General features: G+C 61.1%; 25 protein-coding genes. 21 read left to right on the top strand and 4 right to left on the bottom strand.

Annotation, left to right across the window (positions count from 1 at the left end; translation table 11 throughout):
• The first annotated feature begins 10 nt into the window (after window positions 1–10).
• The 7 genes from EWV35_RS11360 to EWV35_RS11330 all read left to right on the top strand — a co-directional run bounded on the left by EWV35_RS11360 (window position 11) and on the right by EWV35_RS11330 (window position 7,460).
• Window positions 11–3,034 (top strand): FtsK/SpoIIIE family DNA translocase, encoded by a 3,024-nt coding sequence (locus EWV35_RS11360; RefSeq protein WP_129662008.1) that lies wholly within the window; start codon window positions 11–13, stop codon window positions 3,032–3,034.
• A gap of 34 nt (window positions 3,035–3,068) precedes the next feature.
• Window positions 3,069–3,689 carry a CDP-diacylglycerol--glycerol-3-phosphate 3-phosphatidyltransferase gene (gene pgsA / locus EWV35_RS11355; protein ID WP_129662006.1) on the top strand — a complete coding sequence of 207 codons (621 nt, stop codon included), beginning with the start codon at window positions 3,069–3,071 and terminating at the stop codon, window positions 3,687–3,689.
• Window positions 3,686–4,195: a CinA family protein gene (locus EWV35_RS11350; RefSeq protein WP_238654461.1), complete on the top strand. Its 510-nt coding sequence runs from the start codon at window positions 3,686–3,688 to the stop codon at window positions 4,193–4,195. Before pgsA ends, EWV35_RS11350 begins: the two co-directional genes overlap by 4 nt.
• A gap of 212 nt (window positions 4,196–4,407) precedes the next feature.
• Window positions 4,408–4,860 (top strand): helix-turn-helix domain-containing protein, encoded by a 453-nt coding sequence (locus EWV35_RS11345; protein ID WP_129662004.1) that lies wholly within the window; start codon window positions 4,408–4,410, stop codon window positions 4,858–4,860.
• A gap of 225 nt (window positions 4,861–5,085) precedes the next feature.
• Complete coding sequence (locus EWV35_RS11340) at window positions 5,086–5,307, top strand: DUF3046 domain-containing protein (RefSeq protein ID WP_129662002.1); 222 nt, start codon at window positions 5,086–5,088, stop codon at window positions 5,305–5,307.
• A 222-nt stretch (window positions 5,308–5,529) separates the two neighbouring features.
• A complete protein-coding gene (gene recA / locus EWV35_RS11335; RefSeq protein WP_129662000.1) occupies window positions 5,530–6,684 on the top strand; it encodes a recombinase RecA in 1,155 nt (384 codons plus the stop codon).
• The gene (locus EWV35_RS11330; RefSeq protein WP_238654459.1) at window positions 6,684–7,460 is read left to right on the top strand and encodes a regulatory protein RecX; all 777 of its coding nucleotides are present in this window, start codon (window positions 6,684–6,686) and stop codon (window positions 7,458–7,460) included. Before recA ends, EWV35_RS11330 begins: the two co-directional genes overlap by 1 nt.
• 2 nt (window positions 7,461–7,462) lie before the next feature.
• Here the strand turns inward: EWV35_RS11330 and EWV35_RS11325 are convergent, their stop codons facing one another.
• Window positions 7,463–8,395, bottom strand: a complete 933-nt coding sequence (locus tag EWV35_RS11325; protein WP_129661998.1) for a hypothetical protein — start codon at window positions 8,393–8,395, stop codon at window positions 7,463–7,465.
• Between the two features lie 169 nt (window positions 8,396–8,564).
• Here EWV35_RS11325 and miaB point away from each other — a divergent pair, with 169 nt between their 5' ends.
• The 3 genes from miaB to dapF are packed head-to-tail and all read left to right on the top strand — an operon-like array spanning window position 8,565 to window position 12,094.
• Window positions 8,565–10,088 carry a tRNA (N6-isopentenyl adenosine(37)-C2)-methylthiotransferase MiaB gene (miaB, locus tag EWV35_RS11320; protein ID WP_129661996.1) on the top strand — a complete coding sequence of 508 codons (1,524 nt, stop codon included), beginning with the start codon at window positions 8,565–8,567 and terminating at the stop codon, window positions 10,086–10,088.
• Between the two features lie 53 nt (window positions 10,089–10,141).
• Entirely contained in the window at window positions 10,142–11,077 is a 936-nt protein-coding gene (gene miaA, locus EWV35_RS11315; RefSeq protein ID WP_129662364.1) for a tRNA (adenosine(37)-N6)-dimethylallyltransferase MiaA, read from the top strand.
• A gap of 9 nt (window positions 11,078–11,086) precedes the next feature.
• Complete coding sequence (dapF, locus tag EWV35_RS11310) at window positions 11,087–12,094, top strand: diaminopimelate epimerase (RefSeq protein ID WP_129661994.1); 1,008 nt, start codon at window positions 11,087–11,089, stop codon at window positions 12,092–12,094.
• On the opposite strand, the gene EWV35_RS11305 is transcribed toward dapF, so the two are convergent.
• On the bottom strand, window positions 12,087–12,707 hold the full coding sequence (locus EWV35_RS11305) for a class I SAM-dependent methyltransferase (RefSeq protein WP_129661992.1): 621 nt from the start codon (window positions 12,705–12,707) through the stop codon (window positions 12,087–12,089). The genes dapF and EWV35_RS11305 overlap by 8 nt on opposite strands.
• Before the next feature lie 173 nt (window positions 12,708–12,880).
• Here EWV35_RS11305 and hflX point away from each other — a divergent pair, with 173 nt between their 5' ends.
• Window positions 12,881–14,428, top strand: coding sequence for a GTPase HflX (hflX, locus tag EWV35_RS11300; protein WP_129661990.1), 1,548 nt, complete (start codon window positions 12,881–12,883; stop codon window positions 14,426–14,428).
• Window positions 14,429–14,455: 27 nt separating this feature from the next.
• A complete protein-coding gene (locus EWV35_RS11295) occupies window positions 14,456–16,495 on the top strand; it encodes an ATP-dependent DNA helicase (protein ID WP_129661988.1) in 2,040 nt (679 codons plus the stop codon).
• A gap of 100 nt (window positions 16,496–16,595) precedes the next feature.
• Here EWV35_RS11295 and lexA read toward each other — a convergent pair whose 3' ends face one another.
• Entirely contained in the window at window positions 16,596–17,324 is a 729-nt protein-coding gene (lexA, locus tag EWV35_RS11290) for a transcriptional repressor LexA (protein WP_129661986.1), read from the bottom strand.
• 288 nt (window positions 17,325–17,612) lie between these two features.
• Here lexA and EWV35_RS11285 point away from each other — a divergent pair, with 288 nt between their 5' ends.
• The 7 genes from EWV35_RS11285 to EWV35_RS11260 are packed head-to-tail and all read left to right on the top strand — an operon-like array spanning window position 17,613 to window position 22,367.
• The gene (locus EWV35_RS11285) at window positions 17,613–18,005 is read left to right on the top strand and encodes a LysM peptidoglycan-binding domain-containing protein (RefSeq protein ID WP_129661984.1); all 393 of its coding nucleotides are present in this window, start codon (window positions 17,613–17,615) and stop codon (window positions 18,003–18,005) included.
• Window positions 18,006–18,028: 23 nt separating this feature from the next.
• The gene (locus EWV35_RS11280) at window positions 18,029–19,156 is read left to right on the top strand and encodes a histidinol-phosphate transaminase (protein WP_129661982.1); all 1,128 of its coding nucleotides are present in this window, start codon (window positions 18,029–18,031) and stop codon (window positions 19,154–19,156) included.
• A 57-nt stretch (window positions 19,157–19,213) separates the two neighbouring features.
• Window positions 19,214–19,828, top strand: coding sequence for an imidazoleglycerol-phosphate dehydratase HisB (hisB, locus tag EWV35_RS11275; protein WP_129661980.1), 615 nt, complete (start codon window positions 19,214–19,216; stop codon window positions 19,826–19,828).
• Window positions 19,829–20,590 (top strand): imidazole glycerol phosphate synthase subunit HisH, encoded by a 762-nt coding sequence (gene hisH, locus EWV35_RS11270; protein WP_129661978.1) that lies wholly within the window; start codon window positions 19,829–19,831, stop codon window positions 20,588–20,590.
• Window positions 20,587–20,754, top strand: a complete 168-nt coding sequence (locus tag EWV35_RS13205; protein WP_165001014.1) for a hypothetical protein — start codon at window positions 20,587–20,589, stop codon at window positions 20,752–20,754. The genes hisH and EWV35_RS13205 overlap by 4 nt, the downstream gene beginning before the upstream one ends.
• A 9-nt stretch (window positions 20,755–20,763) precedes the next feature.
• A complete protein-coding gene (priA, locus tag EWV35_RS11265; protein ID WP_129661976.1) occupies window positions 20,764–21,504 on the top strand; it encodes a bifunctional 1-(5-phosphoribosyl)-5-((5-phosphoribosylamino)methylideneamino)imidazole-4-carboxamide isomerase/phosphoribosylanthranilate isomerase PriA in 741 nt (246 codons plus the stop codon).
• A 2-nt stretch (window positions 21,505–21,506) separates the two neighbouring features.
• On the top strand, window positions 21,507–22,367 hold the full coding sequence (locus EWV35_RS11260; protein WP_129661974.1) for an SseB family protein: 861 nt from the start codon (window positions 21,507–21,509) through the stop codon (window positions 22,365–22,367).
• 33 nt (window positions 22,368–22,400) lie between these two features.
• Here EWV35_RS11260 and EWV35_RS11255 read toward each other — a convergent pair whose 3' ends face one another.
• Complete coding sequence (locus EWV35_RS11255) at window positions 22,401–22,718, bottom strand: DUF1844 domain-containing protein (RefSeq protein ID WP_394342450.1); 318 nt, start codon at window positions 22,716–22,718, stop codon at window positions 22,401–22,403.
• Between the two features lie 452 nt (window positions 22,719–23,170).
• Between EWV35_RS11255 and infC the strand changes: the two genes are divergently transcribed.
• A complete protein-coding gene (gene infC, locus EWV35_RS11250; protein ID WP_129360571.1) occupies window positions 23,171–23,884 on the top strand; it encodes a translation initiation factor IF-3 in 714 nt (237 codons plus the stop codon).
• Between the two features lie 155 nt (window positions 23,885–24,039).
• Complete coding sequence (rpmI, locus tag EWV35_RS11245) at window positions 24,040–24,234, top strand: 50S ribosomal protein L35 (protein WP_030016127.1); 195 nt, start codon at window positions 24,040–24,042, stop codon at window positions 24,232–24,234.
• Window positions 24,235–24,291 lie beyond the last annotated feature (57 nt).

Genomic DNA, 24,291 nt, shown 5'->3' with positions numbered 1-24,291 from the left:
CCTGGAAGATATGGCGACTCGTACTTCCCCCACCCCTCAAAAGGGCGCATCGCAGTCGCGGCGTTCGTCGAGCGGCACCAAAAAAGCCGCCACTCGTTCTTCGCGTGCGACCACTAGCGCACCCGATCAGCCCAACTGGTTCGTCCGGGCGATCCTCGGTGCGTGGGTCGGTTGTGCTCATCTCGTCGGCGGCGCGATCCGCCGAATGGGCACGTTGCGTACCGAACTGGCTCCGGAGGATCGGCGCGACGGCGGCGCTCTCCTGATGCTGATTTTGGCCCTGGTCACGGCGGCCGTCGAATGGTGGAACCTTTCTTCCGTCGGGGTGCAGGCCGTGTCCTGGCCGGCCACGGCGTGGCATGCTGTGGTGGCCGGAACTTTCGGGCATATGGCGCTCGTCGCACCCGTGATGCTCGGTGGCTTCGCGATCCGTGCCTTCAGGCGACCGACGGACATGGGCGCCAACAACCGCATTGCCGTGGGGCTGCTGCTCATGGTGATCAGTGGTTCCGCCCTCTTCGACGTGGCTGCCGGATCCCCGAGCATTGATTCGGGTCTGGATGCCATTCGCGGGGGAGGAGGCATCGTCGGTTTATTGGCTGGGGCAACGTTCTCCAAGCTGGTCACGGTTCCCGGCGCCGTCGCCATCCACATTCTCCTGGCTTTGGTCTCGGTCCTGATCATCACCGCGACGCCGATCCGTCAGATCGTGCCGAATATTCGAGCGGCTTTCGCCCGGCTGATCGGTGAGAAGCCCCAGCATCAGGGAACCGACGTCTCTGCGCCGGAGCACGATCGCAGCTACCTCGACGAAGGCTACGACGAAGCGGAGACAACCAAGCCCAAGCGTTCCTTGTTCGGCCGGCGCAAGAAGACCGAGGAAGATTCGGGGCCCCTGGATACCTACGTGGGGGACGAGGCCTTTACGAGGGCCGTGGTCGACAAGAATGCCCCCACGGCGGATCCGCACGGTGGGCGTTTGGCAACCGAGCCCACCGAGGTGTTCGATCACCATCGCGATTCCGCGGCCACGGGCACCAAACCGCAGAAGAAAAAGAAGTCCGAGCTCTTCGACCTGGGCAAATTCAACCGTGCGCGTGCCGCTCGGGACGGCGCAGAAGAGGCCGGTGAGACCGCCGAAGCCGTCCAGGAGGGTCTGGACCGGACCCGCGTGATTCAGTCCCCGGACGCAGACGCTACAGAGGTCCTTTCTCCCCAGCAGACGGCGTCCCAGCGAAAGGCTCCTCAGGAGCCCGAGGAATCGAAAACCCAGTTCGAGGACCCCCACGAGGGCGTCTCTCCTTTGGTTGAGAAACCGAATCCTAAGGAAGCCGAGACTTTCTCATCGAGTGCACCCGCACCGTCGGACGAAAGCATCCCGCATGCCCAGCCACAACGGGATGCGGCCCGTGAGGCAGCGCTCTCGACCACAGATTACGTTCTGCCGCAACAAAAGATGCTGATCCAGGGTCCTCCCGCCAAGGAGCGTTCGGAAGTCAACGACTCCGTGGTCGAATCATTGACCAACGTTCTGGAGCAGTTCAAGGTCGACGCGCAGGTTACCGGGTTCTCTCGCGGTCCGACCGTGACCCGGTACGAGATCGAGCTGGGGTCGGGTACCAAGGTCGAACGTGTGACTGCCCTGTCCAAGAACATCTCCTATGCGGTCGCCAGCGCCGATGTCCGGATTCTTTCGCCGATTCCCGGCAAATCCGCAATCGGCATCGAGATTCCGAATACCGACCGAGAAACCGTAGCTCTGGGCGACGTCCTTCGCTCCAACAAGGCTCACGCCTCCCCGCACCCCATGGTTATGGGTGTCGGCAAGGACGTCGAGGGCGGCTTCGTCGTTGCGAACCTCGCCAAAATGCCGCACATGCTCGTTGCTGGTGCCACCGGCGCCGGTAAGTCATCCTTCGTGAACTCGATGATCACCTCGATCCTGATGCGTTCGACCCCCGACGAAGTTCGTCTGGTCATGGTCGATCCCAAGCGCGTGGAGCTCACGGCCTATGAGGGTGTTCCCCACCTGATCACCCCGATCATCACCAACCCGAAGAAAGCGGCAGAAGCTCTGCAATGGGTCGTGCGGGAAATGGACGCCCGTTACGATGACCTGTCCCATTTCGGGTTCAAGCACATTGACGACTTCAACAAAGCCGTTCGCGAGGGGAAGGTCCAACCGGAACCTGGTTCAAAACGCAAAATAAGGCCCTATCCGTACCTCTTGGTGATCGTGGACGAGCTGGCCGACCTCATGATGGTCGCCCCGCGTGATGTGGAAGACGCCATCGTCCGCATCACCCAGCTGGCGCGAGCCGCGGGTATCCACCTGGTCCTCGCGACGCAGCGCCCGTCCGTGGACGTGGTGACGGGTCTGATCAAGGCGAACGTGCCATCCCGGATGGCGTTCGCGACTTCATCCGTCACGGACTCCCGCGTGGTCCTGGACCAGGCGGGCGCGGAGAAGCTGATTGGTCAGGGTGACGCTCTCTTCCTTCCGATGGGTGCGTCCAAGCCAATGCGTGTGCAGGGTGCATGGGTCACCGAATCCGAGATCCACGACGTCGTCGAGCACGTCAAGACTCAGATGCCCGTGAGCTACCGTTCGGACGTGATCCAGGACCAGCCCAAGAAGAAGATCGACGACGATATCGGCGACGATCTCGACGTCCTTCTTCAAGCCGCCGAACTCATCATCAATTCGCAGTTCGGGTCGACCTCAATGTTGCAGCGCAAGCTGCGCGTGGGCTTCGCCAAGGCAGGCCGGCTCATGGACCTTTTGGAGTCCCGCGAAATCGTGGGGCCGTCCGAGGGATCCAAGGCCCGTGACGTTCTCGTATCTCCGGACGACCTTCCGGCCGCTCTTGCCAAGCTCAGGGGCGAGGAGCCGCCCGAATCCTCCGGGGACGGCGGCGTGAACTCGGGAGGGGACCCCGTGGAAGAATCGTTGCAGAACGTCGCGCCCGACTACAACGATCACGCGGACGAGTCGAACGGGGACACCGACGCGTGGCAGCTGACCGGCCGATGAGACCGAAAATCAAAGGCCTGTGGAAGGGACACTCATGAGCACCGCAAAAGAACCCGAGGAGACGCCCAAACCGTCGAACCTCAACCTGCCGAATGCTCTGACCACGGTCCGGATTGTGATGGTTCCGTTCTTCGTGTGGTTCTTGATCGCAGGTGGGCATTTCGGTGAGACTTCGATGTGGATGCGATGGGCGGCTGTCGTCGTTTTCGGCGTGGCGATGTACACGGACAAGCTCGACGGGGACATTGCCCGTTCTCGAAATCTGATCACCGACTACGGTAAGATCGCCGATCCCATAGCGGACAAGCTCCTGACGGGAGCGGCATTCGTGGTCTTGTCGATCTTGGGCGAACTCTGGTGGTGGGTCACCATCGTGATTCTGATCCGCGAGTGGGGAATCACCATCATGCGATTCTTCGTGATTCGGTACGGAATCATGGCTGCTTCCAAGGGGGGCAAACTCAAGACGGTTCTCCAAACGATCGCGCTCATTCTGTTCATTCTTCCGCTGGGTGCACTCGGATGGTGGGCCATGGTTCCGGGGTGGATCGTGATGGCCGCGGTCGTCGTTGTCACAGTAGTGACTGGCATCGACTACGTGGCGAAAGCGGTCACCTTGCGGCGTGAGTACCTGGCCGAGAACGGACGCTCATGAGCCGAATGAGCGTTCCCGAGACGGAATCCGCAGCGTCTTTGGCGACCAGAGTCGTCGCGTCCGCGACTGTATCGGGCCAGACCATATCCACGGCGGAATCGCTGACGGCCGGTATGGTCGCATCAACTATCTGCTCGGTCTCCGGGGCCTCGACCGCCTTCTGGGGAGGCGTGGTGTCCTACGACAACTCCGTCAAGGCGGGGGTGCTCGGGGTTCGGGAGAGTCTGCTGGCCGACAAAGGGTCGGTGGACCCCGACGTCGCCCGAGCCATGGCGGCTGGCGCGCGGCATGTCTGCGGCACCGATTGGGGGATCTCGACGACAGGAGTCGCCGGCCCCGAGCCTCACGACGGCAAACCCGTGGGATTGGTCTACATCGGTTGTGCGAGCCCGTTCGGTTTCGCAACGAAGGAATTGCGTTTTCACGGTGACCGGGCGGAGATCCGTGAGCAAAGCGTTCAAGCAGCTCTGCGTCTTCTGTTGGAAACGATGATCCTGGACGCCTGAAATGCGGTTCCCACAGCATGCCCAGGATATTCCCAGGCACCTTTCGCCGTGAGCGGGAATGAATTCACAGGAAACTTGGTTTGAATGACTGTGACGGTGTGAAAAGGATCCGTCCACAGGCCTAACGAGAACGTCAGAACTGCATTAGGCTGAAGAAATCCAGTGGCACTCAACACTAAGAGGCCACATCGAAAAGGGAGATAGGCATAAAGATGACTAAGCAACCCGTGTCCGTGAACGGCGTCGTCCGTTGGAAGGACGTGGGACAGTCAGAAAATTTCACGCCCGAACCGCAGGAGCCCAAAGTGATTGTCCTACGCCACGAAATCGGTGAGGTCCTTCGAGACATCCGACAGCGTCAGGGGCGGACCCTGCGCGAGGTGTCCCACAGTGCCCGTGTCTCGCTCGGATATTTGAGTGAGGTCGAGCGCGGCCAGAAGGAAGCCTCGTCAGAACTGCTCGCTTCAATCTGCGTCGCACTTGAGATTCCCATGTCCCAGATGCTCCGCGAGGTCTCCGACCGACTTGCATCCGCTGAGGGACTCAACGTTCCCGATACCGTACCCAACGAGCTCTCTGAGGAGTTCCGCCGCGAATACGGCATGAACGCCGTGGGCTCCAGCGATCTTCCGGCCGTGCACCGGACCCGCCCGATCGCTCGATAGTTCCCTGAAAAAGCGTGAACGGCCGTCATCCGGTCGTGTCCGCGGAGGACTCGTGTCCATGAGTCCTTCTGAGTAGTTTGAAAATCCGTATTGTCTGCGATCAATTCGCAGGCGATGCGGATTTTCGCGTTTTTTGGGGTCGACATACTGGGCTTCTGCCCATGGCTCTATGGCCGCTATTGTCGAGTTTGAGGAATGCTGTGATGAGCCCGAAGAGGAGAATCGGTGAAGGTTTCGGAGTTCTGGCGGAGCATGGAGGACGAGTTCGGCTTCGGGTACGCGCGGGTTGTGGGAAGCCAAACGGTCCTCGATGCGGTGGACAATCGCACGGCGAACGAGGCCCTCGAGTCTGGAGTTGCACCGCTGAAGGTGTGGCAGGCCGTCTGCCGTCAGCACGATCTGCCGCAGGATCGTTGGTTGGGAACCGATCCCGGGGAACCCCGGTGAGCCGTGAGGCTCGGAGGGATTCGAAGACCAATGGGGCACGCCGATCGAAACTATATTCGAATTAGTGTTCGACATCGGCTAGACTATTCGCAGATGCGAGACGCGGGTTTTCCACAGATGCCCCAAAGCGCTTAACTTGTCAGTCCCGGCGACTAGCGTGAGGACTGAAACGCACGACAGCAGGCCCTGCCACCACCGGAGGGCCACGGAATTGAGGTAATCATGGCTGCTAAATCGCGAAACACGACTTCCGTCTCCCGCGCAACCGGTACGGACCGAGAGAAGGCTCTGGACACGGTCCTCGCCCAGATCGACAAGAACTACGGCAAGGGCTCGGTCATGCGCCTGGGCGATCGAGAGGCCGTCAAGACAGAGACCATTTCCACCGGCGCATTGTCCTTGGACGTCGCCCTCGGTGTCGGCGGGTTGCCTCGCGGCCGCGTCGTCGAGATCTACGGGCCCGAGTCCTCGGGCAAGACGACCCTCGCGCTCCACGCCGTGGCCAGTTGTCAGAAGAATGGCGGCATCGCTGCATTCATCGACGCGGAGCACGCTTTGGACCCGGTTTACGCCGAAAAGCTCGGGGTTGACACCGATTCGTTGCTGGTTTCTCAGCCGGATACCGGTGAGCAAGCGCTCGAGATCATGGACATGTTGGTTGGCTCCGGGTCGATCGACATCATCGTGGTCGATTCGGTCGCGGCGTTGACTCCGCGCGCGGAAATCGAAGGCGAGATGGGCGATTCCCACGTGGGCTTGCAAGCTCGCCTGATGTCTCAGGCCTTGCGCAAAATCACGGGCCGGCTGTCCCAGACCGACACCACGGCAGTTTTCATCAACCAGCTTCGCGAGAAGATCGGTGTGTTCTTCGGTAGTCCTGAGACCACGACCGGCGGTAAGGCCCTGAAGTTCTATTCTTCGGTGCGGATCGACATTCGCCGTATTGAAACCTTGAAGGACGGTGCCAATCCCATCGGATCGCGTACCAAGGCCAAGGTCGTCAAAAACAAGATGGCCCCGCCGTTCAAGGTCGCCGAGTTCGACGTTCTCTACGGGGAAGGAATTTCGATCGAAGGCGGCATTATCGACATGGCCGTCGAACACAACATCGTCAAGAAGTCCGGCGCCTGGTTCACCTATGGAGGCGATCAGCTGGGCCAGGGCAAGGAAAATGCCCGCCGGTTCCTCAAAGACAATCCCGAGTTGGCCGAAGAGATCCAGCATAAGACTCTCGTCAAAGCCGGCATCATTGACACGGAGGAAGAAGATGGCGTTGGTGCTGCCGCAGCAACTGAAACGGCGGCAGTACCGGGTGACGGTGTCGATACCGCCGAGCTGAGTGATGATCCCCTGGACGCCCTGCCTGAGAACTTCTAATGTCATTGAGTTCAGGACGCGGTGACGGCCGGAACCGCTACGGTTCCGGCCGTCGTCGTCAGGGTCGGAAACTCGGGGGAGGGAAGAACCCACCGGTCAAGGATTTGGGGTTGGAAGGCTCCGGCGCCGCAGAAAAGGCCGCTCCAGCGGCTCCTTCCAGTACTGGTCCTAATTCCGTAGCCGCTCGAGACGAGGCACGGTCGGACTCCGTCGAGAAATCCGAGTACGAGTGTGCGAAGGACATTGTCCTCCGCCAATTGACCATGGCGGCACGTAGCCGTGGCCAGCTGGAGGAGAAGCTCCGGTCCAAAGAAATCTCCGAGGAGACGGTCTCGGAAATCCTCGACCGATATGAGGACCTGGGGCTGGTCGATGACCAGCAATTCGCGGAGATGTTCGTCAGAAGCCGGTCCATGAGCCGAAAGCTCGCTCGGCCGGCACTCAGGAGGGAACTGGCTCAGAAGGGCGTCACCGGTGACATTGCGGAAGAGGCTCTCGCGCAGCGTTCGGACGATGACGAGCGCGAAGATGCGAGGGACCTCGTACGCAAGAAAATCAAGAGGAACGCGGACCTGTCCGACAGAGCCGTTCATGAAAAGGAACTCCGTCGCCTCGCCTCGATGCTTGCGCGACGCGGATATTCCCCTGGTGTGGCGTTCGAAGTCGTCAAACAGGAACTTCGAGGATCAGCTGACGACCTCTCGGACACGGGCTTCGACGGCGGCAACACGGTCGATGCGGATTTTGACAGTTCGGAATACGAAGAACTGCCCTAAGCTCACGGCTCGATACCGTGCAGAGGTGCGCGGGACGGGGCGAGGGCGCGCAGGATAGCCTCCAGTGCTTGGCGGGCACGTGTTTCACGCTCAGCGTTGACGTTCCAGTGCTCGGACAGTGAATCTGCCGCGTCGCCCCACTCGTCGGGGTCGAGCAACGCATGAAGTCGTTGGTGGTCGACGGCAGAGGGCAATCCCATCCTGACTTCGGTGACCAGCATCGCGGGGTCGCAGTATCCCGTGCCTTCGGTATCGATTTGCCGGTAGCCGCCGTCGGCCGAGGGCGCGAAGTTGCCCGGATTCATGTCCCCGCACCACAGGACCGAGACCTTCGGGTCCAACAACCGGCCGAGGTCTTCCGCTGAAAGGCGACTCCGGTCGAGCAATCCCAGCGAAGGCAGCGCCCCGGGGCGCCCTTTGGCCGCAGCCACCGGATCGGCCGCAGCCAGCGAGTCGCGGAACCACAGGGCCGCCGCGGAATCGGCCGGAAGGACCATGCCCGGCCAGGTGCTGATCCACCTGCGCAGATCTTCCCGATTCAGATCCGGCCCCGCAGTCGAATTGAAGTCTTCGTATACCAGTATCCGGGCAGCGTCGTCGTGGGCCACGAGGCGAGCGGATGACGGCAGAACGTCCGAACCGTAGCGCGCTCTTAAATATCCGAAGCCACTGGCGTTCCTCGCCGAATCACGTCTGCGAAAATGTTTGACCACCACGGAGGCTCGCCCCGCACGGAAACGCACGACAACGGACCGGTTGGTCGAGGACAAAAGCTCTGCCGAGTCGACCGGCCTGCCAAAAAACTCGGCCGAGAGGGCACAACCGCGACGGAGGGGTTCCCGCGATCGTGGCGACATGGCCTGCACCACGTCTTCAACCGTGGAGAACACCACGGGCGACTGTTCGGTCTGGTGGCTAGGGGAGGAATCGGGCACTTGCCAAGGATACTTCGCCCAGGCCCAGGCCGGGCTGGTTTGGGTTCCTGGCCGTGACGCTCGTCAACGAGGTGGGCATGGGATGCCCGGCTTCTTGTACGCTGGCAGGGTGACATCAAACCCAACCGACGCACTTAGTCATACATTTCCCACGGACGCTACGCAGCCGATGCCCGGCATCGATGAGCAGACGGGCGAGCACCGCACCTACGAGGTCAGGACCTTCGGGTGCCAGATGAACGTGCACGATTCCGAAAGAATTTCGGGTCTCCTCGAGTCCGCAGGCTACGTCCCACATACCGAAGGCACTCCCGACCTCGTGGTTTTCAACACGTGTGCGGTTCGCGAGAACGCCGACAACAAGCTGTACGGGAATCTCGGAAACCTGGCGCCGACCAAGCGCGAGAACCAGGGTATGCAGATTGCGGTCGGCGGTTGCCTGGCCCAGAAGGACCAGGACACGATCGTCAAAAAAGCCCCCTGGGTCGACGTCGTCTTCGGTACCCACAACATCGGGTCACTTCCCACGCTGTTGCAACGCTCCCGCCACAATGACGAGGCGGCCACCGAATTGCTGGAGTCCCTGGAGGTATTTCCCTCGACCCTTCCGACCAAACGCGATTCGGTCTACTCGGGGTGGGTATCCATCTCGGTGGGCTGCAATAACACGTGCACATTTTGCATCGTTCCGTCACTGCGAGGCAAAGAAAAGGATCGTCGGCCAGGGGACATCTTGGCCGAAGTCCAGGCCCTGGTGGACGACGGGGCCATTGAAGTCACCTTGCTGGGCCAGAACGTCAATTCCTATGGTGTGGAATTCGGCGACCGGCAGGCCTTCTCGAAGCTGTTGCGCGCATGCGGCGATATCGAAGGCCTCGAGAGAGTCCGTTTCACAAGTCCTCACCCGGCCGCTTTCACGGACGATGTGATCGACGCGATGGCTGAAACCCCCAACGTTATGCCGGTCCTGCATATGCCGTTGCAATCGGGCTCCGACAAGGTCCTGAAAGACATGAGGCGCTCGTACCGGTCCAAGAAGTTCTTGGGCATCCTGGATAAAGTCCGTCAGAAGATTCCCCACGCAGCGATCACGACCGACATCATTGTCGGATTCCCCGGGGAAACCGAAGAGGACTTCCAAGCGACCCTCGACGTCGTGGAGAAATCCCGGTTCTCGTCGGCCTTCACCTTCCAATACTCGATTCGTCCAGGAACTCCGGCGGGCGCCATGGACAACCAGGTTCCCAAGGAAGTGGTTCAAGAGCGATATGAGCGATTGACCAAGCTTCAGGACCGGATTAGCGAAGAAGAAAACGCCCGGCAGGTCGGCCAGCAGGTCGAGGTCATGGTGTCCGCGGATTCGGGACGCAAGGGAGGGCAGACGCACCGTCTTTCGGGACGCAGCAGGGATCAGAGACTCGTGCACTTTTCGGTTCCCGAGGGCGGCGAGACACCGCGACCGGGAGATCTGGTGACGCTCAAGATCACCGAGGCCGCACCGTTCCACCTGATTGCCGACCCTCGATCCGTCGGGTCAACAGAGTATTCCGTACGCCGCTCGCGCGCCGGGGACGCGTGGGATCGTACACAGGCAGAGTCTTGCGGTGCGGGGACTGGCAAACCGGGCACCACAAATCTCGGTATGCCCACGATCCCTCGTAAGCCGTCCCTGGGCCTGACCAGCGCCTCGTAGTGGTGGATCGTCCCCTAGGGCACGAGGCCGCTGAACCAGCCGTCGGCTCCGAATTGGACACCGCATGGTCGAGGCCCGCGAGCCCGATCGTGGCCGTGGTCGGGCCCACAGGCACTGGAAAGTCCGATCTCGCGGTCGCTCTGGCCCGTGCCGTCGACGGCGAAATCGTCAATGCGGATTCGATGCAGTTTTATCGAGGCATGGACATCGGTACCGCCAAATTGCCGATTGACGAGCGTGGGGGAATCCCGCATCACCTCCTGGACATTCTGGAGGTGCGCGACGAAGCCTCGGTTGCCGACTTTCAAACCGCGGCTCGAAACCAATTCGACGACATCCGGGGCCGGGGTCGTGTCCCGATCCTTGTCGGCGGTTCGGGGCTCTATGTTCGTGCCGCTCTCGACGTGCTCGAATTTCCGGGAACGGATCCTTCCGTGCGTCGACGGTTGGAAAACGATCTCGCGGATCGCGGTCGAGGAGCACTGCTCGATCGCTTGAAGGAAGTTGATCCTGAATCGGCTCCTCGGATCAAGGACGACCGACGACTGATCCGTGCGCTGGAGGTCCAGGAGGTCACCGGTCGGCGTTTTTCGTCGTACATGCCCCGCCGCGAGTACATTCAACCAGCCCTGCAGATCGGTCTCGATGGCGACCGGGCCGTACTCCACGACCGCTTGGCTGCTCGTGTGCACACGATGGTCGACCGGGGTTTTGTCGATGAAGTCGAACGCCTGGACGGAGAAGGACTGCGGGACGGCAGGACCGCCTCACGCGCCCTAGGCTACGCACAAATCATTCAGGTTCTCGACGGGGAGAAAAGCCTCGACGAGGCGATCGAGGAAACCATCGTAGCGACGAGGCAATTCGCGAGGCGACAGACCACCTGGTTCCGTGCCGACCCCCGGATTCATTGGCTGAATTTCACGGAACTTTTCACCGATAACGTGAACCGCTCCGTCGAGCTGTTCCGCCGAGCCGCCGAGGGTTAAACTGGTGTGGTGACTTCTCAACGAACCGATGCGCCCGAGCCCACCGAGACGACCCTCGATAACTCAACGCCTGCTGCCGAATCCTCAGAAGCGGCCAGCGAACCATCATGGGGTGAGTTTGCCGGGATCACCTTGACGAAAGGCCACGGAACGGGCAACGACTTCGTGTTGCTGACCGATACGGACGGACAGCTTGAACTGGATGACGCACTGGTCGCATCAGTCTGCGATAGGCACCTTGGTATCGGGGCCGACGGTCTGATCCGGGCGATCCGGTCGGAACGGCTCGTGGAGGGGAGGAATCTTCTTGATCTTGCTCCTCGGGCCGAATGGTTCATGGACTATCGCAACGCGGATGGTTCTGTGTCGGAAATGTGCGGCAACGGGGTGCGCGTCTTCGTCCACTACCTGATTCATGAGGGTCTCGTGACCCTCGAGGAAGGTCAGACCCTGACCATCGGTACGCGGGGCGGACCCAAAACCGTCGCCAAGATCGATTCCGGCTACGCGGTCGATATGGGTCCGTGGGGATTCATCAATGGTGATGAGGCCCGGGATTCCGGTTCTGATTGCCTCGTGACGGCGCGCGGCCTGAGGACCCCTCGTCCCGGAGTGTCCATCACCATGGGGAATCCGCACACTGTGGTGGCCCTCGCCGGGGAAGAAAAGCTGGAAAAATTGGGATTGGAATCGGCTCCGACGGTGAGGCCGACGCCGGCGGACGGAACCAATGTGGAATTTGTGGTTCCCATGGATTCGGAAGAACACGAGACCATCGGACGGATTGCCATGAGGGTTCATGAACGCGGAGTCGGGGAGACCCAGTCCTGTGGCACGGGAGCGTGCGCGGCCGCCGCAGCAACACGTTTCTGGGCAGGCGATGACGCTCCCGACGAGTGGGTGGTCGAGGTCCCGGGAGGGGCCGTGGGAACGACGTTCGTCTTGGGGCAGGATGATCTCGAGCACGTTGTGCTCTCGGGTCCTGCGGTCCTGGTAGGGAAAGTGGTTCTCAACTAGTCCGCGTCGGGATTTGACGTAGAACTTCGATCACGCGGAAGCCCTTCGACGTCGCGTATCGGCCGACGTTGAAGCCTTGGCCCAAGTGCTCGTCGATCCACGGAACCAACGAGTCTGCCCCGAGGTTCTTCTGAACCACCAAGTAGGCGGAACCGCCAGGTGCCAGCCTGGGGAGCCAGGTCAGCAGAATATTGTGGAGGACCTCCTTGCCGACCCGGATCGGAGGGTTCGACCAGATGGTATCGAAGGTCAATTCGGGATCGACCTCTTCCGGCAGAGCAGTGGAAATGGTTTCGATGCCCAATGCGGCGGCGTTACGCCGTGTCAGCTCCAGGCTCCGCTGATTGACGTCGATTGCCGTCACCTTCGCGAGAGGGTTCCTGAGAGCCATCGTCAAGGTGATGGGTCCCCAGCCACAACCGATGTCCAAGAGGGAATTTCCTGAGGGCTGAGGGACTTCTTTAAAGAGGACTGCAGTTCCTTTGTCGAGCCCTTTGGGACTGAAGACGCCCGAAGCTGTCACCAGCTCGCGCCTCACACCGTCGAGCTCGACGCTCAGGGGACGGGTCTGCAGATCGCCTTCGGCATGCGAAGAAAAGTAGTGCTCAGCCATGGTGAGCGATTTTACGGCATCGTGTGTGCCCCTGGGGGTCTCCGACGTCGAGGACGCGGCCGAGTTCTTCTCCACACATTGGCCGGATGAGGCGACCGCCGCATCGCGGCCCAGATAGAATCATCGAATACCGCGTCGTGGGGGTAGCCCCACGACATCAGAAGAAAGGCACTATGCCCCAGAACGAAACAACCGGGCCCGACGAGCAGGGCGGCTCACAGCCGAGCGATGCCCAGCTGCGGGCTACGGTGGACCGAGTGCTCGGACGATTCTCCCCTGAGGAGGAACACGAGCAGTCGATCCTCGACCGCAAGGCCCGTGAGCTGTCGGAAGACAATACACAGCACACCGACGCCGACGGGGACCAACAAGAACTCGAAGAACGCCGCGCGCTTCGACGCGTCCAGGGGCTTTCGACCGAGCTCGAGGACGTCACCGAAGTCGAATACCGCCAGTTGCGACTCGAACGCGTGGTTCTTGCAGGTATTTGGTCGGAAGGAACGCAAACCGAAGCCGAGGATTCTTTGCGCGAATTGGCGGCTCTCGCGGAGACGGCAGGTTCGGAAGTGCTGGATGGCTTGGTCCAACGGCGTCTCAAACCGGATCCCGGAACCTTCTTGGGATCCGGAAAAGCTCAGGAACTCCGTGAAATCGTGAACTCGACCGGCGCCGACACCGTGATCGTCGACTCCGAATTGGCGCCGTCGCAGCGACGCGCTTTGGAAGACATCGTCAAGATCAAGGTCATCGACCGCACGTCGTTGATCCTGGATATCTTTGCGCAGCACGCCAAATCGCGTGAAGGTAAGGCCCAGGTCGAATTGGCACAGCTGGAATACCTGTTGCCGCGTTTGCGCGGCTGGGGCGAGTCAATGTCCCGTCAGGCCGGTGGCCGGGCTGCCGGGGGTGAAGGCATTGGTTCCCGTGGGCCAGGCGAAACCAAGATCGAGTTGGACCGACGTCGTATCCGCACACGCATGGCAAAATTGCGTCGCGAAATCGCGGCAATGAAGCCGGCGCGCGAGACCAAACGACTCAACCGACGTCGCAACCACGTTCCGTCCGTTGCGATCGCCGGTTATACCAACGCCGGCAAATCGTCGTTGCTCAACCGGCTGACGGATGCGGGCGTTCTCGTCGAAAACGCGCTGTTCGCAACCTTGGATCCCACGGTTCGCAAAGCGGAAACACCGGACGGCATCGGGTATACGCTCTCGGATACCGTGGGGTTCGTTCGCTCTCTGCCGACCCAATTGGTCGAGGCCTTTCGCTCGACACTTGAAGAAGTCGCCGATGCTGACGTGGTCCTGCACGTCGTCGATGTATCGCACCCGGAACCGGAAGGGCAGATCCGCGCAGTGCGCGAAGTTCTGGCCGACGTAGACGCCCGCGACGTGCCGGAGATCATCGTCCTCAATAAGGCCGACGCCGCAGACCCGTACGTCATCGAGCGTTTGCGCCAACGCGAACCGCGGCACGCCGTGGTTTCGGCGCGGACAGGAGCCGGAATCGAAGAGCTCAAGCAGCTCATCTCGGAAACCATCCCGCGGCCGGACGTGCGGCTGGACATTCTGGTGCCCTATACGCATGGCGAAATCGTCTCTCGTCTGCACTCCTGGGATGCCGAGATACTCTCGACCGAATTCGAAGAAAACGGGACGAGGATGTCGGTCCTGGTGAGGCCGGATATGGCATCCGAACTGCACGAGTACACGGTCTAGGACGCCTGAGCGCGGAGGGAAACGCACATGGACGCTGCGCTGAGGGGCGATGAGCCAGAGACTCTGCCCGGAGCAAAGGACGCGCTGGAACTACTGGACACGGCCGTGGAGAGATCCGGTGGGCAAAGGCGGGATGGGCAGAGGCTCATGGCTGCCCACGTGGCCCAGGCCCTGGAGATGAACAAGCATCTCCTGGTTCAGGCCGGCACGGGTACGGGTAAGTCCTTGGCATATCTGGTGCCCGCGATCCGGCGTTCGATAGACGCCGAATCGCCCATCGTGGTGGCCACGGCGACCCTCGCTCTCCAGTCCCAGATTGTGAACCGGGATATGCCGCGGCTGCTCGAGGCTCTGAGTGATCAGCTCGAACGCCCGGTCGACGTCGCCCTGCTGAAGGGGCGGAACAATTACGTCTGCCTTCACAAGCTCGAGGGGGGATACCCGGACGAGGAAGACCCCAATTCGCTCTTCTCTCTGAACTCCGAAGGGGCATCTGCCTCGGGTCATCCTGATCAATCCAGTTCGGGCCTCGCGGAAGAGGTCGTGCGTCTGCGCTCCTGGGCGGAAACAAGCGATACCGGCGACCGAGATGAGCTGTTGCCCGGTGTGAGTGACAAGGCCTGGCGCCAGGTCTCGGTCACCGCATCGGAATGCTTGGGGCGGAAATGCCCGCTCGTCGAGGAGTGCTTTTCCGAGCTTGCCCGGCAAAAGGCGGGGGAAGCTGACGTCGTCATCACGAATCACGCTCTCCTGGCCATTAACGCATTCGAGGGAATAGGGGTTCTTCCCGAGCACGACACGGTGATCGTCGATGAGGCACATGAGCTCGTGGACCGAGTGACCGGCGCGGTGACGGGGGCCATTTCACCCGTCATGGTTCGGTCCGCCGCCCGGGCGATCAGGAAAAATACGAGTGCCGCACATGAACCACTCAATTCTGCCGCCGAGGCCCTGGAGGCAGCATGTACCGGTAAGCCTGCCGAGCTCATGCCTCACGGTTTGACACCGGACTTGCAACGAGCCATGGAACTCGTGCGAGACGCCAGCCGTGCCGCGTTGTCGGACACCAAACCGGACGGCAAGGACTCGGACGCCGGGCGACAAATGGCCCGAGCCCGGTTGACCGAAGTTCTCGAGCTGGCGGAAAGAACTCTGGGAGCAGACGGCAAATACGAGGTCGTCTGGATCAGCCGCGTCGGCGGTTGGGAGCCCGGACGGGGCTATGTCGCGGCGGCCGATACCGACCCTGCGACGATTAACGTTGCCCCGCTTTCCGTAGCTTCACGGCTCCGGGAAGGGTTGTTCCAAGATCGGACAGTCATATTGACCTCGGCGACACTGTCCATCGGTCATTCTTTCGACTCGGTGGCGGGATCGCTCGGGCTCAAGGGAGAGAAAGCGCCCACGTGGGAAGGGCTGGACGTGGGCTCGCCGTTCGAATATCCCAAGCAGGGGATGCTGTATCTCGCTTCGGACTTGCCCAAACCGGGTCGGGGTGTCTCCGAAGAGCAGTTGGAACGAATCCTCCAACTGGTCGAAGCCTCGGGAGGCGGAGCTTTGGGCCTGTTTTCCTCCAAAAGAGGCGCAGAACAGGCGGCAGAATACGTTCGGAACAATTCGAATTTGACTATTTTGGTGCAGGGGGAGTCCTCCCTCCGAGGTTTGGTCAAGGAGTTCACGGAAGACGCAGACACGTGCCTCTTCGGGACCATGAGTCTGTGGCAAGGGGTAGACGTTCCGGGCCAGTCCTGTCGCTTGGTCATGATCGACCGAATCCCGTTCCCGCGCCCGGACGATCCATTGTCCTCCGCACGCACACGCGCGGTGAGCCAGTCGGGAGGAAATGGTTTCATGGCGATTTCCGCTTATCACGCAGCAATCCGGCTCGCTCAGGGGACAGGGCGGTTGATCCGCGCTCACGACGATCGAGGCGTGGTCGCGGTGTTGGATTCCCGGTTGGCGACGGCCCGGTACGGTGGATTCTTGCGCAGCGCGCTTCCACCGCTTTGGACGACCGACAAACTGCCCACCGTCACTGCCGCCTTGAGAAGGCTTTCGGCGCACTAGCCTCCGGGCTCGCTTCGGCTCCGGAGTTGCAAGGCAAACGCGAAAAGCGCTTCAGTCCTCGGGTGCAACTGAAGCGCTTTTTCGATGCGACGGTGATCGCTCAGACGGAACGAAGTACCGAAACAACCTTGCCCATGATGGTTGCGTGGTCACCGAGAATTGGTTCGTACTGGCGATTCTGCGGCAACAGCCAGGTGTGGCCGTCCCGTTGGCGGAATGTCTTGACGGTTGCTTCTTCGTCGAGCAACGCGGCAACGATATCGCCGTTCTCAGCGTTGTTCTGCTGCCGAACGACAACCCAATCTCCATCGCAAATTGCCGCCTCGACCATGGAGTCGCCTCGGACTTCGAGCATGAACAACTGGCCCTGCCCAACCAATTGACGGGGGAGTGCGACGACGTCTTCGACATGCTGATCGGCGGTAATCGGAACACCGGCAGCGATCCTTCCGACCAGGGGAACCTGAGCCGTGGAACCTTCGGCGTCATTCTCTGGGAACAGCTGGACAACCTTCTGGTCATCGTTGCCGGGTGCCCGCTTGGCCTGCCCGTTCGGAGCGGGGGCGCTGGGGGCTTCCTCGCCCAGAGGCATGTCGCAGAGGACTTCTATGGCCCGCGGACGCTTGGGGTCTCGGCGTATCAGGCCCAGGCTCTCCAGACGGGAGAGCTGATGAGTCACGCTGGACAGACTCGACAGGCCGACGATGTCACCGATTTCCCGCATGGACGGAGGGTACCCGTGCGTCGCGATGGATGAGGCAATGGCCTCGAGGATCTTGCGCTGACGCGGGGTAAGCGGCTTGGCCTGTTGAGGAAGCTGGGTGGCCACCGGTTTGTCCTTCCCTGGGGAGCTTAAGTTGTCAGTCGCCCTGTGTGTACTAGGACTACGACCGGAAGAGAAAGCCGCTGAGCCCTGAATCTCAGGAAGAGAAAGAAGCGTGTCATCCAGCCGGTCGAGCCGACGTGTTACCTCCCAGGCTAGGCCAGTAAAGGTGGCAAATCAAACATGTGTTCTATTTTTCTCGACAGTGTTCGAATAGTTTGGTAGAACAGATGTACGAACTCGAACACGTGTTCGATTATCATTCACTCTCGCTCAACATGAAGGAAGCATCTGATGCGCACCGTTCTGTCCCTCAAGCACCGCGACGCGGAGTGGATCCGCCGACCAGAAGATACGTTGCCGCGGAGCTCGTCGATAACCCTGACCCGCCGTGGCCGTTTTGTGCTCTTCGGTTTGCCGCTTCTCTCGAGCGTGATCATTGCAGCAGCGCTTTTGATGATGTTTTTCGCTGCGGGTACGGCCAATGCCGGTACCGAGAGTGCGGGGGTCGTGACGAGGACCGTCACGGTCGGCAGTGGTGACACTTTGTGGGATATTGCTCGGGATGTGGATCCCAAAGGGGACACCAGGGAATCAATCGCGAAGATCAATGACTTGAACGATCTTTCGAGCGGCCGCGTTACTCCCGGACAGCGTCTTATTGTGCCGGTGATTTCCAAGGGATGATCTGCGGTCCTTAAGATGAGGGTGTGACTGATTCATTGGATGCGTTGAATAGCCTGCCCCTTCGGGACGACCTCAGGGGTCGATCACCCTATGGGGCCCCCATGCTCGAGGTTCCTTATGCCTTGAACGTCAATGAAAATACGCATCCCGTGCCTGTGGAAGTGGTCGACGCCATTACGGATGGTGTCAGGGAGGCCGCAAAGACCCTCAACCGATATCCTGACCGCGACTTCGTCGAGCTCCGCTCCGAACTCGCCGCGTTTCTGGGCCACGAATTGCGTATGGAGAATCTGTGGGCTGCCAACGGCTCGAATGAGATTCTTCAGCAAATCCTGCAGGTATTCGGTGGTCCCGGCAGGAGCGTGATGAGCTTCGTGCCGACCTACTCGATGTATCCGCTCTTGGCATCTGGTACGAATACCGCGTTCATTGAGGGTGAGCGCGCCGATGATTTCTCCCTCACCGCCGAGTCTGCCGCACGGCAAGTCGCAGAAGCTCGGCCAGAGGTCACCATTTTGTGCTCTCCCAACAATCCGACGGGTACCGGCCTCGATCTCGACGTCGTCGAGGCCGTCTACGAGGCTGCGTCGTCGTTCAACGGCATCGTCGTTGTTGACGAGGCCTATGCGGAGTTCGCCCGTGATCCGCGACGGACCGCTCTGACCCTTTTGCCGGGGCGACAGCGACTCATCGTGACGCGCACCATGAGCAAGGCGTTTGCCTTCGCCGGTGCCCGTCTCGGCTATTTCGCTGCGGATCCGAGCGTGGTCGATGCCATCATGCTCGTGAGGCTCCCTTATCATCTCTCGGCGATAACGCAGGCAACTGCACTCGCGGCTTTGCGCCATCGTGGGCAACTGCTGGCCAACGTCGAGAACATTAAGGCTCAGCGGGATCGGATCGTCGATCATCTGCGGCGTCTGGGTCTGACACCGGCCTCGTCGGACTCGAATTTCGTTTTCTTCGGGGGAGTCCGCGACAGTCACGGCCTGTGGAAGGATCTCCTGGAAGACGGCGTGCTGATCAGGGACGTTGGCATTGCCGGGCATCTGCGAGTCACCGCGGGTACGGAGGAAGAGACCACCGCTTTTCTCGATAGTCTGGACAAACACGTCGAAAAGCATCGCGCCCCTAGAAGCACAGCGAGCTAGCGCTTTACGAACCGACCACATCAGTGAGGGCCGCGCCCTCTTGACCGCAGGAGAGTCATGACGACCCCATCAACGGCACGCACCGCGAGTCTGGCGCGTGAGACGAGCGAATCCAACGTGTCCGTCACGATCGACCTCGACGGGACGGGCTCATCGCACATCGAGACTTCGGTTCCGTTCTACGACCACATGCTGACTGCCTTGTCCAAGCACTCATTGATCGACATGGACATCCAATGCTCGGGCGATACACATATTGACGTCCACCACACCGTCGAGGACACCGCGATCGTTTTGGGGGACGCGCTCAAGGAGGCCCTCGGTGACAAACGCGGAATTCGTCGTTTCGGTCAGGCGGCCGTTCCCTTGGACGAGGCTCTGGCACGCGCCGTGGTCGATATTTCCGGCAGGCCCTTCCTAGTGCACACTGGTGAGCCGGCAGGTTTCGAATTCCACTTGATAGGCGGACATTTTACGGGGTCTATGGTGCGCCATGTGCTGGAGGCCATCGCTTTTCACGCGGGGATCTGTCTGCACATGGAGGTTCTCTCAGGGAGGGACCCGCACCATATCGCCGAAGCCCAGTTCAAAGCATTGGCCCGGGCGCTGCGGGAGGCGGTTGAGTCGGATCCCCGCGTCGAAGGAATCCCGTCCACCAAGGGGGCTCTGTAGATGGCGCCTTCGGAGAAACCAAATGATCAAGATCCGGAGAATGCCGACCGGCCAACGGTAACGGTCCTGGATTACGGTGCAGGCAATGTCCGTTCAGTTGTTCGAGCGCTGGAAGCCGCCGGCGCCGACGTTGTGCTCTCACGCTCCGAGCGTGACGTCCTGGGTGCCGATGGGCTGGTCGTTCCCGGAGTGGGAGCCTTTTCCGCCGTGATGGGCGCCCTGCGCGCGGCCGATGCCCCTCGCATGATCGGTCGCCGTATCGCAGGGTCTCGACCCGTGCTCGGTATCTGCGTCGGCCTGCAGGTTTTCTTCGAGCACGGTGACGAGCACGGAGAGGAAACGGATGGACTCGGCGAGTGGCCGGGCCTTGTGGAGCGTTTGAAAGCCCCCGTCGTGCCGCACATGGGATGGAACCGCGTGCAACCGCCTGGCGAGACCGTCCTTTTCCAAGGAATCGAAGACGAACGATTTTATTTCGTGCACTCCTATGGTGTTCAGCAATGGGAATTCGACCAGACCATAGAGGTCATGAAGCCTCCGCAGGTCACGTGGTCGGATCATGGCGGGCCATTCATCGCGGCCGTCGAGAACGGGCCGTTGTCCGCGACCCAATTCCACCCCGAGAAATCTTCCGCCGCGGGTCTCCAATTGCTCAGAAACTGGTTGGGGTCGTTGCCGCGCACAGGTCGCCTGGATACCGAAGGTGCGCCCGTCGACTTGGCCCGTAAAGACATCACACCGAGAGGAGAAGAGCCGCGATGAGCCCTATTGTCTCAGGACTCTTGCTCATGACCTTCGGCGCATTCCTCGCCGGGGGCGCAATTTCATTCCGAAAGCAGAAAATCACCGTCATCGCCCAAATCGTTCTCTGGGTGCTTGCGGTGGTTCTTTTCGCTTACGGCTTTTACGTTACGACTCTCGATTAAGGGGACCGAATGAATCCGAATGACCGCCTGGAGCTCTTGCCTGCGGTCGACGTCGCCAACGGCCAGGCCGTGCGACTCGTCCAAGGGGAAGCCGGATCCGAAACGGGATACGGCGACCCCGTGGAAGCGGCGCTGGCGTGGCAGGAGGCAGGTGCCGAATGGTTGCATCTGGTTGACCTGGACGCGGCTTTCGGCCGCGGCAACAACTTCGATGTGCTCCAACGGGTCTCGCAGGCCCTGGACCTCAAAATCGAGATGTCCGGGGGCATCCGAGACGACGAATCACTGAATCGGGCACTGAGGCTCGAACCGACCCGCATTAACCTGGGCACGGCGGCTTTGGAAAACCCGGAGTGGACCAGACGCGTGATCGCCGAACACGGTGACGTTATCGCGGTCGGACTCGACGTCCGTGGGACCACTCTGGCGGCCCGTGGTTGGACACAGGAAGGCGGGGATCTCTGGGAGGTCCTGGACCGGCTCAATGCCGATGGTTGTTCGCGTTTTGTGGTCACCGACGTGACCAAGGACGGAACCCTGCAGGGACCCAACACCGAGTTGCTGGCGGAAGTGGCGCGGCGGACGGACAAACCCGTCGTCGCTTCGGGCGGGATCTCGTCGCTCGCCGATCTCGAGGCCCTCCGCGCTATGGTTCCCCACGGTGTCGAAGGGACCATCGTCGGAAAGGCGCTGTACGCCGGGAAATTCACTCTCGCCGATGCTCTCGACGTCGCGGGTCGTCCCGAATAGCCATGGCCGACAAAAAAGATCTGCCCGCGCACATTCAAGCCCAATTGGCCAGCGCCGGTCGGGAAACGGACACGGGTGGTCAACCCTGGAAGGGGCGGGACTTGGGGGAGGGAGCCTCGCACACCCACCAGTACCCCACGGACGATGGCACGACGCCGGCAGAACTCGCGAACGCCTTGGAGCGGTTTTCACGCGGAGAAGCGCCAGAGGAATTCGTGGTAGACGCCATGGCGGGTATTCGCCTTTTTGCGCCGATCCTGGCCGAGTTGTCCCAATCCCACATCACCGAATCCGGTCTGGTCTCCGACAAGGAATCAGATATGGCGCTCGTGAGCATCCAGGCCCCCGATGGCCGCAAGGCCTTGCCGGTGTTCTCCAACGTGGATGCTTTGACCTCCTGGCATGAGGAGGCGCGGCCTGTGGCTGCTGATTCCCGAAAAATTGCATTGTCAGCGGTCGAGGACGAGAACCAGATGCTCGTGCTCAACCCCAGAACGGACCTGACATTCGTGGTTCGCAGGCCGGCCATGTGGGCTATAGCCAAGGGGAAGCGGTGGCGTCCGGCGTACTCCGATCCGGCTGTGCTCGAAGCTCTTCAGGAGTGCGGTGTCCCGGAACCGAATATTGCCGCGGTCAACATGGCGCCCGGAAGGGGAGTAGGTTGCCGTGACGCCGCCGGCCACATTTTGCCGGGCGGCGGACCGGGCCCCGAATTGAGCATCGAACTTTCGATTCGACCGGGTCTGGACCAGCAGGAACTCGACGAGGTCGTGCAAGGGTTCCAAAACAGGTTTTCTGCCCATGAGATTCTGGCGGAGCGAGTCGACTCTGCCGACATCCGCTTGCGTGCGGCGTCGGCCTGAGCTGATCGCCCCGCCAGTTCGCTGAGTGGCTGGTCAGAAGACGGGGCCGGTGAACTTTTCGCCCGGCCCCTGTCCTGGCGCGTCCGGAGCGATCGACGCTTCGCGGAAGGCGAGTTGCAACGAACGAAGGCCGTCGCGCAATGGACCGGCATGTTGCGAGCCGATTTCGGGGGCGGCCGCGGTTACCAAACCCGCGAGGGCCGTGATGAGTTTGCGCGCCTCGTCGAGGTCCTTGACCTCAGCCGCGTCTTCCTCGGCGGCGAGACCGCATTTGACGGCAGCGGCACTCATCATGTGTACGGCTGAAGTGGTGATGACTTCAACGGCGGCGACGTCGGCGATATCGCGCATCTGCTGGCCGATGGCCTCGATGTCCTCAGGCGTGGGTTCAGAACCTGAGGCGTTCTGGGCCGCCGCGGCAGCCTCGTCGAATCTGTACGTTTCCTGCGGACGTTCTCCCGAAGTCGAGTCCTGGGATGAAGGATTGTTGGTCATTACCCAAGTTTCCCACAAGGATGCTTGGACTCGGTCCTGGGTGACGGAGATTGTCGGGAACGCCACTGGGCTGCAGGGTATCCATGGTGTATAGTGTTGAGGAGTTTCAAGCGGAGCATGTCTCCCACCCGCGTCAGTCCAGTGGATTGCCGGGTCGCGCCCCGAAGATTCGGGTGCTCTCGCCGGCAGTGGTGGGTGCTATTTGGATCATCGGGTCATGCCTCCGTTTGAAAGCAACGGGGGCTTTTTTGTTGCCGTTGCATGCACGAACAACCTATGGGGAAACCCGCTAACTACAGGAGTGCCACATTAGCGATCCACGTATCAATGACCGTATCCGCGTCCCGGAAGTCCGCCTGGTAGGCCCAAGCGGTGAACAGGTTGGGATTGTCCGCGTAGAAGACGCCCTGCGTCTGGCGCGCGAATCGGATCTTGATCTGGTCGAGGTAGCACCGTCCGCCAAGCCGCCGGTATGCAAACTTATGGACTTCGGCAAGTACAAGTACGAAGCCGCGGTCAAAGCGCGCGAGTCTCGTCGGAACCAGACGAACACGGTGCTCAAAGAGATCCGTTTCCGTCTGAAGATCGATGACCATGACTATGAAACCAAGGTTGGGCACGCAAAGCGTTTCCTGGCCGCAGGTGACAAAGTCAAGGCCATGATTCAGTTCCGTGGTCGCGAGCAGCAGCGCCCCGAAATGGGCGTCCGGCTTCTCGAGCGTATGGCTGACGATCTGGCAGAGGTAGGGGCCGTCGAGTCCAACCCCCGCCAGGACGGCCGCAATATGGTCATGGTTATCGGACCATTGCGTAACAAGGCTGAAGCACGTGCTCAGGCACGCCGCGATCAGAAGAACCAGCAGGGCGGTGGCCGCAAGACGCGCGAGCGTGTGGACACCAGCAATGCGGAGCCGGTGACCAACAGCATGGCTGATGCCATGCCTGCCGAGCTCAAAGATCAAGCCAAGGGGCAGGAAAGCGAGACTTCGGCCACGCCGAAGCCCAGTTCCTCCGCAGAGTAAACAAGGGCTCAGCCGTTTGGTTGACCCTGCGGCACGTCGGATTTGTTTCCGCGTGGCAGGATCCCCGCCAGCAGTGGCCTGACCGGTCGCTGCAAGTCCAACCCGGCACGCTCCACGGAGCGTGGAGGGAGAAGAACGTTAGGAGAACGGCTGATATGCCGAAGCAGAAGACTCACTCTGGTGCCAAGAAGCGCTTCAAGCTGACAGGTTCGGGCAAGGTCAAGCGCCAGCAGGCCAACCGCCGCCACTACCTGGAGCACAAGTCCTCCCGTCTGACTCGTCGCCTCGCGAGCGATCAGATCGTCACGGGCGGTCAGGCCAAGGTCATCAAGAAGATGCTGACCAAGTAGTCACTTCGCCCCGAGCGGCTCGGGCCGTCTCACTAGAATTCTGGGCCCCTTCGTCGC

Source organism: Rothia uropygialis (genome assembly GCF_004137765.1).
In the GTDB taxonomy this organism is placed as follows: Bacteria; Actinomycetota; Actinomycetes; order Actinomycetales; family Micrococcaceae; genus Rothia.
Note: the sequence above shows the minus strand (reverse complement) of the source record. Positions and strands in the feature narration are given on the sequence as shown.

What these genes read in the sequence shown, in the direction of transcription:
- EWV35_RS11360 (WP_129662008.1), top strand. Translation starts at nt 11, where the DNA reads ATGGCGACTCGTACTTCCCCCACCCCTCAAAAGGGCGCATCGCAGTCG.
- pgsA (WP_129662006.1), top strand. Translation starts at nt 3,069, where the DNA reads ATGAGCACCGCAAAAGAACCCGAGGAGACGCCCAAACCGTCGAACCTC.
- EWV35_RS11350 (WP_238654461.1), top strand. Translation starts at nt 3,686, where the DNA reads ATGAGCCGAATGAGCGTTCCCGAGACGGAATCCGCAGCGTCTTTGGCG.
- EWV35_RS11345 (WP_129662004.1), top strand. Translation starts at nt 4,408, where the DNA reads ATGACTAAGCAACCCGTGTCCGTGAACGGCGTCGTCCGTTGGAAGGAC.
- recA (WP_129662000.1), top strand. Translation starts at nt 5,530, where the DNA reads ATGGCTGCTAAATCGCGAAACACGACTTCCGTCTCCCGCGCAACCGGT.
- EWV35_RS11330 (WP_238654459.1), top strand. Translation starts at nt 6,684, where the DNA reads ATGTCATTGAGTTCAGGACGCGGTGACGGCCGGAACCGCTACGGTTCC.
- miaB (WP_129661996.1), top strand. Translation starts at nt 8,565, where the DNA reads ATGCCCGGCATCGATGAGCAGACGGGCGAGCACCGCACCTACGAGGTC.
- EWV35_RS11305 (WP_129661992.1), bottom strand. Translation starts at nt 12,707, where the DNA reads ATGGCTGAGCACTACTTTTCTTCGCATGCCGAAGGCGATCTGCAGACC.
- hflX (WP_129661990.1), top strand. Translation starts at nt 12,881, where the DNA reads ATGCCCCAGAACGAAACAACCGGGCCCGACGAGCAGGGCGGCTCACAG.
- EWV35_RS11295 (WP_129661988.1), top strand. Translation starts at nt 14,456, where the DNA reads ATGGACGCTGCGCTGAGGGGCGATGAGCCAGAGACTCTGCCCGGAGCA.
- EWV35_RS11285 (WP_129661984.1), top strand. Translation starts at nt 17,613, where the DNA reads ATGCGCACCGTTCTGTCCCTCAAGCACCGCGACGCGGAGTGGATCCGC.
- hisB (WP_129661980.1), top strand. Translation starts at nt 19,214, where the DNA reads ATGACGACCCCATCAACGGCACGCACCGCGAGTCTGGCGCGTGAGACG.
- hisH (WP_129661978.1), top strand. Translation starts at nt 19,829, where the DNA reads ATGGCGCCTTCGGAGAAACCAAATGATCAAGATCCGGAGAATGCCGAC.
- EWV35_RS13205 (WP_165001014.1), top strand. Translation starts at nt 20,587, where the DNA reads ATGAGCCCTATTGTCTCAGGACTCTTGCTCATGACCTTCGGCGCATTC.
- priA (WP_129661976.1), top strand. Translation starts at nt 20,764, where the DNA reads ATGAATCCGAATGACCGCCTGGAGCTCTTGCCTGCGGTCGACGTCGCC.
- EWV35_RS11260 (WP_129661974.1), top strand. Translation starts at nt 21,507, where the DNA reads ATGGCCGACAAAAAAGATCTGCCCGCGCACATTCAAGCCCAATTGGCC.
- EWV35_RS11255 (WP_394342450.1), bottom strand. Translation starts at nt 22,718, where the DNA reads ATGCGCGATATCGCCGACGTCGCCGCCGTTGAAGTCATCACCACTTCA.
- rpmI (WP_030016127.1), top strand. Translation starts at nt 24,040, where the DNA reads ATGCCGAAGCAGAAGACTCACTCTGGTGCCAAGAAGCGCTTCAAGCTG.